12 protein-coding genes are annotated in these 15,487 nt (G+C 52.0%); 7 read left to right on the top strand and 5 right to left on the bottom strand.

The window, feature by feature from the left end:
- Window positions 1–59 precede the first annotated feature (59 nt).
- Complete coding sequence (recG, locus tag V9K92_RS20290; RefSeq protein ID WP_337354771.1) at window positions 60–2,168, bottom strand: ATP-dependent DNA helicase RecG; 2,109 nt, start codon at window positions 2,166–2,168, stop codon at window positions 60–62.
- Window positions 2,169–2,283: 115 nt separating this feature from the next.
- Between recG and V9K92_RS20285 the strand changes: the two genes are divergently transcribed.
- Entirely contained in the window at window positions 2,284–2,571 is a 288-nt protein-coding gene (locus tag V9K92_RS20285) for an FAD assembly factor SdhE (RefSeq protein ID WP_337354770.1), read from the top strand.
- Window positions 2,572–2,615: 44 nt separating this feature from the next.
- Window positions 2,616–6,116 (top strand): transcription-repair coupling factor, encoded by a 3,501-nt coding sequence (mfd, locus tag V9K92_RS20280; RefSeq protein WP_337354769.1) that lies wholly within the window; start codon window positions 2,616–2,618, stop codon window positions 6,114–6,116.
- On the opposite strand, the gene V9K92_RS20275 is transcribed toward mfd, so the two are convergent.
- Window positions 6,117–6,782 (bottom strand): DsbA family protein, encoded by a 666-nt coding sequence (locus tag V9K92_RS20275; protein WP_115053115.1) that lies wholly within the window; start codon window positions 6,780–6,782, stop codon window positions 6,117–6,119. It abuts the gene before it with no gap.
- Window positions 6,783–6,791: 9 nt separating this feature from the next.
- A complete protein-coding gene (locus V9K92_RS20270; protein ID WP_443094480.1) occupies window positions 6,792–8,609 on the bottom strand; it encodes an extracellular solute-binding protein in 1,818 nt (605 codons plus the stop codon).
- A gap of 288 nt (window positions 8,610–8,897) precedes the next feature.
- Between V9K92_RS20270 and V9K92_RS20265 the strand changes: the two genes are divergently transcribed.
- Window positions 8,898–9,518 (top strand): invasion associated locus B family protein, encoded by a 621-nt coding sequence (locus V9K92_RS20265; RefSeq protein WP_115053113.1) that lies wholly within the window; start codon window positions 8,898–8,900, stop codon window positions 9,516–9,518.
- Between the two features lie 65 nt (window positions 9,519–9,583).
- Here V9K92_RS20265 and hspQ read toward each other — a convergent pair whose 3' ends face one another.
- Window positions 9,584–9,916 carry a heat shock protein HspQ gene (hspQ, locus tag V9K92_RS20260; RefSeq protein WP_162802495.1) on the bottom strand — a complete coding sequence of 111 codons (333 nt, stop codon included), beginning with the start codon at window positions 9,914–9,916 and terminating at the stop codon, window positions 9,584–9,586.
- Window positions 9,917–10,005: 89 nt separating this feature from the next.
- On the opposite strand from hspQ, the gene V9K92_RS20255 reads away from it, so the two are divergent.
- Together V9K92_RS20255 and V9K92_RS20250 are read left to right on the top strand one after the other, a co-directional pair.
- Window positions 10,006–10,950: an AEC family transporter gene (locus V9K92_RS20255; protein WP_337354768.1), complete on the top strand. Its 945-nt coding sequence runs from the start codon at window positions 10,006–10,008 to the stop codon at window positions 10,948–10,950.
- Between the two features lie 87 nt (window positions 10,951–11,037).
- On the top strand, window positions 11,038–12,384 hold the full coding sequence (locus tag V9K92_RS20250; RefSeq protein ID WP_337354767.1) for an Nramp family divalent metal transporter: 1,347 nt from the start codon (window positions 11,038–11,040) through the stop codon (window positions 12,382–12,384).
- Here the strand turns inward: V9K92_RS20250 and V9K92_RS20245 are convergent, their stop codons facing one another.
- Window positions 12,385–13,584, bottom strand: a complete 1,200-nt coding sequence (locus V9K92_RS20245) for a UbiH/UbiF family hydroxylase (RefSeq protein WP_337354766.1) — start codon at window positions 13,582–13,584, stop codon at window positions 12,385–12,387.
- Between the two features lie 180 nt (window positions 13,585–13,764).
- On the opposite strand from V9K92_RS20245, the gene pcsA reads away from it, so the two are divergent.
- Both pcsA and V9K92_RS20235 read left to right on the top strand, forming a co-directional pair.
- Complete coding sequence (pcsA, locus tag V9K92_RS20240) at window positions 13,765–14,490, top strand: phosphatidylcholine synthase (RefSeq protein WP_115053109.1); 726 nt, start codon at window positions 13,765–13,767, stop codon at window positions 14,488–14,490.
- The gene (locus tag V9K92_RS20235) at window positions 14,490–15,467 is read left to right on the top strand and encodes a quinone oxidoreductase family protein (protein ID WP_337354765.1); all 978 of its coding nucleotides are present in this window, start codon (window positions 14,490–14,492) and stop codon (window positions 15,465–15,467) included. The genes pcsA and V9K92_RS20235 overlap by 1 nt, the downstream gene beginning before the upstream one ends.
- The last annotated feature ends 20 nt before the right edge of the window (window positions 15,468–15,487 follow it).

Here is a 15,487-nt window from a genome sequence, read left to right as displayed (position 1 = left end):
TTATGGGCACTGATGTCGATCAACCACGCAACCTTGCCAAATCGGTCACAGTGGAATGATCAGCCAGCGCGAAGCAGCCTGACTGCTTCGTCTCGCTCAAAAAGATATAGCAGAACGCGTAGGGCCTCACCGCGCGCGCTCTGCAGTTCCGGGTCTCGCGTCAGAATATAGCGCGCATCCTTGCGGGCGACTTCAAGAAACTCCGCATGCGCTTCGATATTTGCAAGCCGGAAGCCGGGTACGCCGGATTGACGTGTACCTAGAAGTTCACCTTCACCGCGTAATTTCAGGTCTTCTTCCGCAATACGGAAGCCATCTTCAGTCTCGCGCATGATCTTCAAGCGTGCTTGCGCGACCTCGCCAAGCGGGCCTTTGTAGATCAAAAGACAGGTGGAAGGCTTGTCTCCACGACCAACACGCCCCCGCAGCTGATGTAATTGCGCGAGGCCAAAGCGTTCTGCATGCTCGATAACGATAATGGTTGCATCGGGAACATCAACCCCGACTTCAATGACGGTAGTGGCAACAAGCAACCGCGTTTCACCACTCTTGAAAGCAGCCATTGCCGCATCTTTTTCGGCACCGCTCATTCGGCCGTGAACCAGCCCGATGCGACTGCCCAACAGTGGCTGCAAAGATTGAAAGCGCTCCTCGGCAGAAACAAGATCGACCAATTCGGATTCTTCCACCAAAGGACAGATCCAATAAATCTTCTGCCCCTCATTGATGGCTGTACGCATGCGTTCGACAAGTTCGCTCAACCGCTCCATCGGCAGGATTGCTGTGGTAATCGGGCGGCGTCCAGCAGGCTTTTCCGTCAGTTTTGACACATCCATATCGCCAAATGCGGTGAGTACCAAGGTACGTGGAATTGGAGTTGCTGTCATAACCAACATGTCAGGGGCAGTGCCTTTGGATGTCAAAAGCAGGCGCTGGTGCACTCCAAAACGATGCTGTTCATCGACAATCACCAATACCAGATCGTGATAATTGACCTTTTCCTGGAAAAGCGCGTGCGTTCCAACGATAATATGGATCGCGCCGGTTCTTAGTCCCTCAAGAATCTCCTCCCGTTCGCGGCCCTTTTCGCGCCCCGTCAACAATGCGACTCTTAAACCTGCCACCTGCGCCAATGGCGCGATTGTTGCAAAGTGCTGCCGGGCGAGAACTTCCGTCGGCACCATGAGCGCTGATTGCCCGCCAGCTTCTGCCGCGTGAGTCATGGCAAGTAATCCTACGATGGTTTTCCCAGAGCCGACATCGCCTTGCAGAAGGCGCAGCATGCGGTCCGGCTCACGTAGATCGGCTATGATTTCCTTGATTGCCTGTTGCTGGCTATTGGTCAGCGAGTAAGGAAGAGCCGCGATGATCTTCGCCTTGAGATGACCGTCTCCCTCAAGCTTGCGACCGGAAAGCCGGCGCGTTTTCATACGAACCAGAGCAAGCGCCAATTGCCCGGCCAGAAACTCATCATAGGCTAGCCGCTGCCTTGCGGGGTGATCAAGCGCGATATCACTTGGGTCTTGCGGATTATGCAGCGTTTGCAAAGCCTGGCGGTGAGAGGGCAAATTGTATTTTTCAATGACAGGTGGATCAATCCATTCGGGCATGTCTGGCGTTTTGCCGAGTGCCTCCTGAACGCTTCTTGCCAGGACTTTGGGTGACAATCCGGCTGTCAGTGGGTAGATCGGCTCAACCAATGGAAGTGAAGCCGCATCCTCCAAACTTGCAATATGATCCGGATGGACCATCGTCGGTCGTCCGTTGAACCATTCCATGGTGCCGGAAACGATGACCGTTTCGCCGACCGGCATGGCCTTTTCCAACCAGGCTTGCTTTGCATGAAAGAACGTCAAGCCAATTTCCCCGGTATCGTCATGTGCATATACGCGATGAGGAACATTGCTGCGACCGCTTGGAGCTGGCTGATGGCGATCAATCCGTACTTCAAGCGTAACGATAGCGCCTTCGGGCGCATAGGCGATGCCGGGACGATTGCGGCGATCAATGACAGTATGGGGCGGCAAGTACACAAGATTGCCGACACGCGGCTCGGCTCCCGGCGGCTGTGTTCCGAGCAATGTCCCCAAAAGGACGGATACTTTCGGGCCAATACCCGAAAGCGAACGAACAGAGGCGAATAAAGGATCAAGCAGGGAAGGACGCATATGTAACGTTTAACGCGTTCGATTTGCGTTGCAAGGCTGACAGATGCCACAAGGCAGGCTATACCCAGCCGCATCAGTTGATCGGTGCCTTGAATATTACAAACGGAGCTTGCTCATGACTGGAAGCAGTCGCACAACCGCTGACTTGCCAACAAGGCAAAGACGGATACTTTTTCGTTGCTGGCATCGCGGTATGCGTGAAATGGATCTGATTCTAGGTCAATTTGCCGACGCCAACATTGACAGCTTGTCTGAAGAAGAACTTGACCAATATGAGTCTCTCATGGAAGCGCTGGACCGTGACCTGCTAAAATGGGTGACAGGCGAAGCAGAAGTACCCGCCGAATTCGACACGCCGATTTTTCACAAGGTTGTCGCCTCTCGCCATAATCTGAAATATTGAGGTCGTGCCAAGGCCTGACTCTGAAATGAAATCCTGAAATCGAAATGACTGCTTTTACCAAACTCGGACTGAAACCGGATGCACGTGGACACATTGTTGTTGACGGCGTTGTCGATGGTTATGAGGCATTTGCTCTGGCAAAGGTCGTTGCGGAAGCGGGGGCCGGTGGACCCGTGCTTTTCATCGCGCGTGATGGACAACGTATTGCGGATATTGAGCAGGTATTGGGATTTGTCTCGCCGGAATTGCCAGTGTTGCAACTTCCTGCGTGGGATTGCCTTCCCTATGATCGCGTTTCCCCCGGGGCGGATACCTCTGCTCGCCGTCTGAGCGCACTTGCTGGCCTTGCTGCCATGCGGCAGGGCAAGCATCCGGGCGTAATTCTGGCGACTGCCAATTCGGTCCTGCAAAAACTTCCGCCACGAGAAATACTCAGCAAACAGCTATTTCTGGCAAAGCCAGGCAATAGAATCGATATGAACTCTCTCGTGCAACGCCTTGAAAGCAATGGTTTTGAGCGTGTTCCGACAGTTCGTGATGTTGGTGAATATGCGGTGCGCGGCGGCATATTGGACCTCTTCGCACCGGGCGCCGAGGAGCCGCTTCGTCTGGATTTTTTCGGCGATACGCTCGAAACGATCCGCACATTCGATCCCGCGTCGCAACGTACATCCAGCCAGAAAACTGAATTTTCGATGCAGCCGATGAGCGAAATTACGCTGTCGCCTGAGATCATCAGCCACTTTCGCACTCAGTATGTTCTAAAATTCGGTGCACCGTCACGTGATGACGCTCTCTATCAGTCGATTTCGGAGGGCCGCCGTTTCGCGGGCATGGAACATTGGTTGCCGTTATTTTACGACAACCTCGAAACCGTTTTCGACCATGCAGGCGATATGCCCGTTGTGTTCGATCATCTTGCACATGAATCCATGGCTGAGCGTCACAAAATGGTGGTCGATCACTATGAAGCCCGCAAGCGGCAGTCCGATGGCAAGGAACCGGGCGATACAATTCCATACAAACCCGTTGAGCCGGAAACGCTCTATCTAACGCCGGACCAGGTTGAAGCAGCAGCACTTAGTTCAGGACTAAAGATAGACTTTACTCCATTTGATGCGCCATTTGTAACGGGGCGCTCGACGATTCACGCGGGTGTGCATCGCGGACGTACTTTTGTCGAAGAACGAACCGCCAAGGATACCAACGTCTTTGACAGTGTGGTCAAGCACATTTCCGATGAACGTGCTGCCGGTAAGAAAGTTCTTGTTGCTTCATGGAGCGAGGGAACGCGGGACAGGCTCGTTCAAGTTCTGGGCGAGCATGGTCTTGAAAAGATCGAATTGGTCGAAGATTTGCGCACCGTTAAAGCGCTTGCTCGCGACAAAGTTACAGCAGGCGTCTTGTCGCTTGAAACTGGATTCAATGCAGGCGAGCTCGTTGTTGTCGCCGAACAGGATATTCTTGGTGATCGTCTCATTCGCCATTCCAAGCGGCGTAAGCGGGACCGGGACTTTATCAGCGAAGTTGCTGCCCTGAATGCCGGAGATATTGTCGTTCACGTTGACCACGGAATTGGCCGCTTCATCGGCTTGCGTACGATTACGGCCGCGGGCGCGCCACATGACTGTCTGGAACTGCATTATGCTGGTGACGACCGACTTTTTCTACCTGTTGAAAACATCGAGCTTCTATCGCGGTTCGGCTCGGAGACATCGACTGCCATTCTGGACAAGCTCGGCGGCGGCGCATGGCAAGCCCGTAAAGCCAAGCTCAAGAAGCGTCTCCTCGATATTGCGGGGCATCTGATACGCATTGCTGCCGAACGGCAAATGCGCGGCGCACCGGTATTACTGCCACCTGAGGGTCTTTATGGTGAGTTCGCGGCTCGCTTTCCCTATGACGAAACCGAAGACCAGGACCGCGCGATCGATGCGGTGATTGATGATCTATCGCTTGGAAAACCGATGGACCGCCTGATTTGCGGCGATGTGGGATTCGGCAAAACAGAAGTGGCGCTGCGCGCAGCTTTTGTAGCAGCGCTGAACGGCGTTCAGGTCGCGGTCGTCGTGCCTACCACCTTGCTGTCCCGGCAGCATTTCAAGACATTTACGTCCCGGTTTCAGGGATTGCCAGTCAATGTTGTGCAAGCCTCACGACTGGTCGGTTCGAAGGAGCTTGCCGAGAACAAAAAAGGCATCGCCGAAGGTCAGGTCGACATAGCGGTTGGTACGCATGCGCTGCTCGGACAAGGCATCAAGTTCAAGAATCTGGGCCTTCTGATTATCGATGAAGAGCAGCATTTCGGCGTCAAACACAAGGAACGGCTTAAAGAACTGAAATCGGATGTTCATGTGCTCACTTTGTCTGCGACACCAATTCCGCGGACTTTACAGTTGGCTTTGACCGGCGTTCGCGAGCTATCGCTTATCACGACACCGCCAGTGGATCGCATGGCTGTACGTACCTTTGTTTCGCCTTTCGATCCGCTCGTTATTCGCGAGACATTGTTGCGCGAACGCTATCGTGGCGGGCAAAGCTTCTACGTCTGCCCGCGCATTTCGGATCTCAATGAAATCAAGGAGTTCCTTGATGCACAGGTGCCGGAGCTCAAAGTGGCTGTGGCTCATGGGCAAATGGCACCGGGCGAGCTCGATGACATTATGAATGCATTCTACGATGGCCAGTATGATGTGCTTCTATCGACCACGATCGTTGAGTCAGGGCTTGATATTCCCACTGCCAACACGTTGATTATTCATCGCGCCGACATGTTCGGCCTATCTCAGCTTTACCAATTGCGTGGGCGTGTGGGGCGATCGAAACAGCGCGCCTATGCTTTGTTCACACTACCTGCAAACAAGGTCCTCACCCAGATGGCGGATCGCAGACTGAAAGTTCTGCAATCTCTTGATACGCTTGGCGCAGGTTTTCAACTTGCGAGCCACGATATGGACATCCGCGGAGCCGGTAATCTGCTCGGCGAAGAACAATCGGGCCATATTCGTGAGGTCGGTTTCGAACTTTACCAGCAGATGCTTGAGGAGGCAGTCGCCGAAATCAAGGGAACAGGTGAGGTTGAAGACGGACATTGGTCACCGCAAATTGCTGTAGGCACTGCTGTGATGATACCGGAAACCTATGTTCCTGATCTGCAATTGCGCCTCGGCCTTTATCGCCGTTTGGCAGACCTCGAAGAACTTCAGGACATTGACGGCTTCGGTGCGGAGATGATCGACAGATTTGGTCCCTTGCCGGAAGAGGTCCAGCATCTGCTTAAAATCGTTTACATCAAAGCGCTTTGCCGCCGGGCGAATGTGGAAAAGGTCGATGCTGGACCAAAGGGCGTCGTCATTCAGTTCCGCAACAAGACGTTCAACAACCCTGCTGCCTTGGTGAAGATGATTGGCGAACAGGGGTCTATGGCGAAGATTCGCCCCGACCAGAGCGTTGTTTTTGTTCGCGATTGGCCGACGGCGGAGAAGCGGCTTAACGGAGCGGCAGTCGTAATGACCCAGCTTGCCAAATTGGCCGAGGCGTCCTGATCAAACAGGACGCGGCTCATAACCATCGGCAGTCTGGCGAATGGCATCGGCAAGCGCATCTGCTGACTGCGCGCCCATAACCGCATATTTCTGGTCGAGAATAAAACAGGGAACGCCGCGCACGCCCACCTGATTGGCGGTATCAATTTCCTGTTGGACACCGACAGTGTCAGCATCCGTAGCAAGCAGGCTATCGACAATGGCGACATCCATGCCTGCTTCTTCAGCAGCTTCAAGCAGAACCTGACGATCACCAATGTCCTTTCCCTGTTCGAAATAATACGAAAAGAGAATTCCAACCACTGCATCCTGAACATTGGGCTTGGCTTGCGATGCCCATCGGATCAGCCGATGCGCATCAAGTGTATTCGGGCTGATTTTGATCGCTTCAAAATCAAACTCAATGCCTTCTTCCTTGCCAAGCTCAATCAGTTGCTGATGGATTTCGAATATCTTGTCGGAGCTGCCGAATTTCTCCTGCATATATCGATTGCGATCCTTACCTTGGCGCGGAATGGTCGGATCAAGCTGAAACGGCCGCCAATTCACGGTGGCCTCGATATCAGGGTTCATTGCTAAGGCGTTTTCCAGACGCTTTCTACCTAGAAAGCACCATGGGCAAACAACGTCGGACACAACATCTATTATGAATTTCTTTTCGGTCATTATAGGGGCCTATTTTTTGTCTGACCACCAGGTGGTGAATTGGTAGCCATTAAGCGATGTCTTGTCTGGATGTTTGATATGAGTCCATCTTGCCACCCACTGTGATGGCTGAAAATAGATCGGTACAAAATAATTTCCGGACATGAGCACTCGATCCAGCGCGCGTACTGTATCGACAAACTCATTCTGCTTACGCGCCGAAAGCATTTTGCCGATCAAAGCATCAACTGCAGCATCGGCTACGCCAGCATAATTGAAACTGCCATTAATATCGCGGAACTGGCTGCTCCAACGTCGGAATTGCTCAAAGCCAGGCGATAATGAACCGGAATAAGCGCCCAATATCATGTCATAATCGAATGTTTCGAGCCGCTTTTGGTATTGCGCATCGTCAACAGTGCGAATGGTGACTCCAATGCCCAGCCGTTCAAGCGTGCGCTTATAGGCAAGTCCAAGACGCTCTTCCGCCACGGACCTGGTTAATATCTCGAAGCTAAGAACGTTACCTTTGGCATCCTGCATCTTCTCATCTTTGATGGAAAAGCCTTTATCCGTCAGGATATCAAAAGCACGCTTCATCTCCTTGCGGTCGCGTCCGGATCCATCTGTCTTGGCGGGCACATAGGTGCCGTCCATTACGTCAGGTGCCACGGCATCAGGATAAGGCGCTAGCAGTTGCCGCTCTGCTTCATTGGCGGGGACACCCAACGCCGACAAATCCGATCCTTGCCAGAAGCTGGCAAGACGCTTGTAACGATCCGCATAGAGATTTCGGTTGGTCCATTCAAAATCAAACATCAATCCCAAGGCAGCACGCACATCACGATCAGCAAATTTGGCCCGTCTCGTATTGAAAACAAAACCGAACATATTGGACGGTGCTTTAGTTTCGAACGTCTCCTGGACGACACGGCCTTCTTTAAACGCAGGGAAATTATACGAAGAGGCCCATTTATTGGGATCACCCTCCATGAAAATGTCGAAGACACCTTTCTTGAAGGCTTCGAATTGCGATTGTTCGTTTCGAAAATACTCAACAGTAATTGTATCGAAATTATTAAATCCACGTCTGCTGGGTATATCGGCGGCCCAATAGTCGGTATTGCGCTTGTAAATAATTCGCTGGCCTGGCTGAACCTTGGAAATGATATAGGGGCCACTGCCTACCGGAATACGCAAAGGAGACTGGTCGAATTTCTCTGGATCTATGGCGTGTTTCGGTAAAACCGGCATTAAACCAAGCACCAGCGGAAATTCTCGGTCAGCCTGATCGTTGAACGTGAACCTGATGCCGCGCTCCCCGATCTTCTCGATCTTGTCGATGCGATCCATGCGCTGTTTATATTGCGGCAGGCCTTTTTCGGCGAGAAGCTCGAACGTGAAAATTACGTCATCTGTGGTGACAGGTTTTCCATCGGACCATCTGGCTTTTGGATTGAGCGTAAACTCAACCCATGTCCGCTCGTCATTGGTTTCAACTTTTTCCGCCAGCAAACCGTAAAGCGTAAAAGGCTCATCGGCACTCCGCTGCATCAGCGTTTCGTAAACCAGGTTTCCAAACTGCGGATCGTTGAAGACACCGCGTGCCGTCGTTCGCAAGCTTTTGACCAGAAAGGAATTCAGGCTGTCGAATGTACCAACCACACCATAGGTTATAGATCCTCCCTTGGGAGCATCAGGATTGGCGTAAGGAAAATGCGTATAGTCAGCGGGCAGGGCGGGTTCGCCCCGCATTGCAAGGCCATAACTCGGCTCGGCTATTGCTGTGGCTACCGTCGCCAAAAAGGCGAAAGCCAACGCCAAAACCTTGAAACTCTGCCTGATCATTCTTTGGACCCTGTGCCCGTTTAGTCTGCGCTCTTTCGAGCGGTTTATTATGATTCGTGTCAAAGACTATCATTTGACGACAATTATAGGGCGTCACGCCGCTTAACCCGGGATTGAATCGATAAGTACAGCAAAAGGTGGCTGGATTTGCGTTGTCTTGCAGTGTAACACGGCGTTCGATAACAAGGGGTCACTCTGTTGCCTTATTTGGCACCCAAAAGCCAGACGAGCAACTTTACGTGACCAAGTCACACTTCGGATAAGTGCGCTGAAAGGAACCAGTTGACCATGTCCAGCCCTAAGATTTTCGCTGCAACCACATCTATCGCGGGTGCTATTGCATTGCTCGCCGCAGCTGCAGTACCAGCATCAGCCCAGCAGCAGAGAGCGCCGCAGGGCTGGTTCAAGGTTTGCTCCAAGCAGGAAGACAATGACATCTGCAATACGCAGAATATCGTAACTGCCGACAGCGGCCAGCTTTTGACAGCCGTCAATCTCATTGAGATCAAGGGCAAAGTTAACCGCAAAATCTTCCAGATCTCAGTTCCAACCGGGCGCTTGATCGGTCCTGGCGTCGGACTTCAGGTTAATGGTGCCAAGGCGGTCAAGGTTGATTACGCCATCTGCTTCCCGGATCGCTGCATTTCCGAAGTTGCCCTGTCCGACGAATTGCTTGCTTCCTTCAAAAAGGGCAGCCAGCTTACGCTGACTTCGGTCAATTTCCAGAACAAGCCAAATCCGATCAATGTTGCGCTGACGGGGTTCACACAGGCTTATGATGGCCCCGGCCTTCAGCAAAATGAACTCGAACAACGCCAAAAGACACTTCAGGATGAAGTGCAGAAGCGTCAAAAAGAGTTTGAAGAAAAAATGAAGGCGGAGCAGGAAAAAGCAAAAGCACCGCAATAATTTAGTCTTGCAATAAAAAAGGGGATGCATCTGCATCCCCTTTTTTTATTGGCCTAAAAGGGTTTTCAGTTGATATGCGGCCTCTTCACGCGGTAGGAGCCGTCTTCGGATTTATCGAACATTGCCGCTATTTGGGCATGCCTGAGCGGTATTCCTGTCGTATCAGCCACCAGATTTTGTTCTGAAACATACGCCACGTATTCGCTCTCTGCATTTTCAGCAAAAAGATGATAGAAGGGCTGATCGCGCCGAGGACGGATATCCTCAGGAATTGAGCGATACCACTCTTCCGTATTGTTGAATTCCGGATCAACATCGAAAATCAGGCCGCGAAACGCAAAGATTCGATGGCTGACCACCTGGCCGATCTGAAATTTTGCATGTCGTATCTGTGTCATTGTGTTCATTCGTTATAACTATCGGTTTCTGTTAAAACACGCGAGCATAAATCATGGGTTCTTGCCCGCCACAACGATAAAAGCCCATCATGCTCAGCGTCTTCAATCTTGTACTGCCGTTCTTTGGACTGATTTTTCTCGGCTTTTTCGTGGCGCGAATCAATCGCCAGCCGCTTGAAGCGCTGGGATGGATGAACACCTTCATCGTATATGTGGCGCTTCCTGCCATGTTTTTCCAGATATTGTCGCGCACGCCAGTATCTGAATTGACGCAATGGGGTTTCATTATTGGTTGCACTGCATCCACTTTCTGCATTTTCGCGATCATGTTCCTAATCGGAATGGTACGAACTCGCAGGATTGATGAAAGCACAATTCAGGGGCTGGCCGCCGCATATGGCAATATCGGATATATGGGGCCGCCACTGGCGATATTGGCGTTTGGCGCTCCCGCCGCTGTGCCGGTAGCGCTAATCTTTTGCTTCGACAATATATTTCACTTTGTCATGTCACCTCTGATGATGGCTATCTCCGGAAATGACAAGCGTTCAAAATCTGAGTTGATGGTCGGTGTCTTGAAGAAGATTTTCTTCCATCCCTTTATTATTGCTACAATTTTGGGCATTGGAGCTGCCGTTGCCGGGCTAACGCCTCCATTGGCAATGACCAGAATGATCGACTTGCTGGCAGCCGCCGCCGCGCCATGCGCCTTATTTGCAATGGGTGCCACTCTCGCATTGCGGCCACTCAAAAGAGTACCAAAGGAGCTATATCTTATTGTACCGCTAAAGCTCCTGGTCCAACCGTTCATGATTTACGCCATGCTGAATCTGACCGGAGATTTCCCACCAGTCTGGATTCATACGGCAATGCTCATGGCTGCACTACCTACAGCCACGAATGTATTTGTCATAGCGCAACAATATGGAGTTTGGGTCGAGCGCGCATCAAGCAGCATTCTTGCCACCACGCTTTTTTCGATCCTGACTTTGACGCTTTGGCTCTATGCCATGACGAACGGACTTATCCCATAAAATATTCAGATTCTTCCGGCGATAACTTGCAGTCGGCAGTTTGGAATGCTTATAATTGCAAATGATTTGCAGTTGCGGATAAATATCATGGATCAGCAGAAAGAGTTGGACGTCCAGCCGGAAGGTTGGCTGCGCAAGAGAGGTGAGGCCTCGTTGTCGGATGTCCACCGCTCCATCGCTGTCCAGACCCGCGGCCCCGGTTGGCGTAGGGTCGCTGCCTTTGTAGGGCCGGGATATCTCGTCGCGGTTGGATATATGGACCCCGGTAATTGGGCGACTTCGCTCGCTGGCGGTTCAAAATTCGGCTACACGCTGCTGGTCGTCGCGCTTGTTTCGAATATCATGGCTATTGTTCTGCAAGCGCTATGCGCCCGACTGGCTATAGGATCTGGAAGGGATCTTGCCCAGGCTTGCCGTGATGCGTTTCCCCGGCCGGTCGCCTATATCCTTTGGTTTCTGGCGGAAATAGCCATTATCGCGACGGATATTGCTGAAGTAATCGGGACAGCAATTGGCCTCAATCTGATATTCGGAATACCGCTGGAAATTGGCGTTCTGATCACTGCGCTTGATGTTTTTCTCATTCTTTATCTGCAAAAACTTGGATTTCGTTGGGTTGAAGCGCTGGTTATCACTTTACTCGGCGTCATCGCCGTCTGCTTCGGTATACAGATTTTCCTTGCCGATCCCGTATGGGGCGAAGTTATCAAAGGCTTCGCGCCGACAACTGAAATTGTCCGCAACCCGGAAATGCTCTATCTGGCCTTAGGGATTCTTGGCGCAACCGTCATGCCGCATAATCTCTATTTGCATTCAGCTATCGTACAAACGCGCGACTATGGGCACTCAATTCCTGAAAAGCGGCAGGCATTGAAATATGCCACGATAGATTCGACGGTCGCCCTGATGTTTGCTCTGCTGATCAACGCATCGATCCTTATTCTCGCGGCAGCTACCTTTCATAAAACCGGTCAAACCGAGGTTGCCGAACTTGGCGATGCTCATTCGCTACTTGCGCCCTTGCTGGGTTGGTCTCTCGCGCCAACGCTGTTTGGCATTGCATTGCTGTGCTGCGGTATCAATTCAACCGTGACAGCGACATTGGCTGGCCAGATTGTGATGGAAGGCTTTCTTCACATCAAGTTGTCGCCCTGGTTACGCCGACTGATCACCCGCGGCATTGCCATCGTTCCCGCAGCTATCGTTACCATTTGGTTTGGCGATGAGGGGACGGCCAGACTATTGATCCTGACGCAGGTGGTGCTTAGTCTTCAGCTATCATTTGCCGTGTTTCCATTGGTGATATTTACGGCAAGCAGGTCAAAGATGGGCGAATTGGTTTCGCCGCGCTGGCTTTCGGCCTTTGCCATGTTTATCGCGATCGTTATCGCTTTACTGAATGTGAAGCTGCTAAGCGATTTTGTTATCGGCTGATCACTGCTGGTCCGCACCGCGGCCGGAAAGGCGAAAGCCACTTCCGGGCCGCAAACCCTCGCGCATGACAAAGCTGCGCAATGGCGAAAAAGCCCGCAAGAGTTCCAAGCCTCCGCTGCGAACCATCTGAACGGGTAAAAAATCTGAGAGCAGGGAACGGTTCAAGGCATCGACTGCCCCTGTTCGCGCAAGAATGTCGGGACTACGCTTGCGGTTATAAGCCGAAATTACGTTTGCACCGCCAAGGTCACTACCGTCTTCAGGCAATATTTCGGTCAGCGCTTCGATATCACGAATGCCGAGATTGAGACCTTGTGCGCCGATGGGCGGAAATACATGGGCTGCTTCCCCAGCCAGAAATATCCGGTTACGCGCAAACGAAGTTGGTACGAGACCCGATAGCGGCCAACTCTGCGGCGCAACTTCAATGGTCACGGCCCCGAGCATGGATTGCATCCGATCCTCAACACGTCTTGCAAGCTCGTCATGGCTGATGGCAAGCAGTTCCGCTGCCATTTCCGGCGTTGTAACCCAGACAAGGCTGGAGCGCTGCCCTTGCAACGGAACAATGGTAAAGGGGCCATATTCGGTATGAAATTCGGTTGAAATATCATGGTGATCGCGGGTATGTGCGAAACTCAGCACGACAGCGGTCTGATTGTAGCTCCATGTACGCGCATCGATCCCGGCGGCATCCCGGGCCAGTGAAGAACGCCCATCAGCAGCTACGACAATATTCGCCGTTAATGTTGAACCATCGCGGGTTTCCACGCGAATTGTATCGCCAACATGGCTATATTTCACGACCGACACTGGCTTATGGTCTACCGTCGATCTCTTCAACGCATCACTAAGCACTGCGGTAAGTGTGCTGTTCGGTACGTTGTAGCCGAAAGCAGTCTCACCTATTTCGCTGGCCTCAAACGTGACCGAAGGGCTTCTGACCAGCCGCCTCGTACCGTCGAGGATTCGCATGGTCGTCATGGGCGCAGCATGCGGCTCAATATCCTGCCAAAGATCAACGCTTTGAAGAAAACGGATGGCCGGCATCATCAAAGCGGTGGTCCGCTTATCGCTTTGACCGGGTGTTTCGCCAAGATTGACAACGTTATGGCCAGAGCGCGCCAAGGAAAGCGCAGCAATCAATCCAACATGACCTGCGCCGGCGACAATAATCGGATCGGTTCTGATATCGGTCATGGTTTTCTCCATTTCATAGCTTTCAACAGCTTATATAAGCTTCTTTGCTTGCACTTTGGGCCGTTTTCAAGAAAAGCTTCTCATAAATTGCTCATCTCCTCATAAGATATGATGGTGAGCAGAAAATTATCATGCAGCAGATTGGCGCGGACTGTGAAAAAACCGACTTTACCCAAAGGCATGAAGCCAAAGAAGGTCACCGCACCGCAGGCAAAGGCATTTTCTGTCCATCTTCTTACAGCTTCCGGCTCTTTCCTGGCTTTTTTATCCGTAGTCGCCGCCAGCGAAGAAAGCTGGACTGCAATGTTCTGGTGGCTGGGGCTGGCCCTTTTTGTCGACGGGATTGATGGGCCGATTGCCCGTAAGCTGGACGTGAAATATGTCCTTCCCAACTGGTCTGGCGAATTGCTGGACAATATTATCGATTATATGACCTATGTGCTCATACCCGCCTTCGCGCTCTATCAGCGTGGTTTCATGGGCGAGGGGCTGTCATTTCTTGCCGCTGCGATTATCGTCGTTTCAAGTGCAATTTACTATGCCGATACGGGCATGAAAACCAAAGAGAACTTCTTCAAGGGGTTTCCTGTTGTTTGGAATATGGTGGTTTTCACCTTGTTCATAGTTCGGCCCGGCGAATGGGTCGCATTCGCCATCGTACTGGCTGCCGCAATCGTTTCCTTCCTGCCGATTTATTTTCTTCATCCAGTGCGCGTTCAGCGGCTACGCCCGCTTAATCTGGCGATATTTTTCATCTGGTGCGCACTTGGTGCTCTATCCCTGTATCAGCAGCTGGATTCGCCACTATGGGTGCGCGTCGGCATTTCGGCGACCGGTATTTATCTCTTCTGCATCGGCGCGGTGATGCAGCTATTTCCTAATCTGGGACGGACGGAGAAGGCATAATGGTTAAAGCTATTCGAGTTCATCACACAGGCGGTCCTGAGGTTCTAACCTATGAAGATATATCAATTGCCGCTCCCGGGCCCGGCGAAGTTCATATCCGCAATGAAGCGATAGGCTTGAATTTCCTCGATGTTTATTTTCGCACTGGACTCTATCCCGCGCCTAAGGGCTTGCCCTTTGTCCCGGGCAATGAGGGTGCCGGTGTCGTTTTGTCTGTTGCAGCTGACGTGCAAGATTTTAAACCTGGTGACCGCGTGGCCTATGCCGATCCAATGGGCTCCTATGCCGAAGAACGGCTGATCCCGGCGGTACGGCTCGTCAAACTGCCCGACGCTATAGCGTTTGAGCAGGCAGCTTCCATGATGCTTAAGGGAATGACCGCGCAATATCTTTTGCGGCAGACTTTTCCGGTAAAACAAGGCCACACTATTCTGTTTCACGCTGCCGCGGGAGGCGTGGGATTAATCGCAGGGCAGTGGGCAAAACACCTCGGAGCGACAGTGATCGGGACTGCCGGCTCTGATGAAAAGGTCAAGCTGGCGCTGGAACATGGTTACGACCATCTCATCAATTACCGAACCGAAAACTTTGTTGAGCGGGTTCGAGAATTAACCGGCGGCAAGGGTGTCGATGTCGTTTATGATTCTGTCGGCAAGGATACATTTGAAGGCTCGCTGGATTGCCTGAGGCCCCTGGGCATGCTGGTTTGTTTTGGGCAATCTTCAGGACCGGTTCCGCCATTCGACCTTGGCGTGCTGGCACGGAAAGGTTCTCTCTTCCTGTCTCGCCCAACACTGGTAACTTATGTAGCTGCGCGCGAAGCGCTCGTGAAAGCATCAAGCGAACTGTTTGACCTTGTTGCGAAAGGCATTATTCGCATAGAGGTGGGGCAGAGCTTTCCGTTAAAAGACGCTGCTGAAGCACATCAGCAACTCGAATCGCGCAAAACAACAGGCACGACGGTGCTTATTCCTTAATCCCTTTTTGTTGATGCACG

Origin of the sequence: Phyllobacterium sp. CCNWLW109, assembly GCF_037203905.1 — a bacterium.
GTDB classification, from domain to species: domain Bacteria; phylum Pseudomonadota; class Alphaproteobacteria; order Rhizobiales; family Rhizobiaceae; genus Phyllobacterium; species Phyllobacterium ifriqiyense.
The sequence above is the reverse complement of the archived record's forward strand: the minus strand, read 5'-3'. Positions and strand labels throughout refer to the sequence as shown.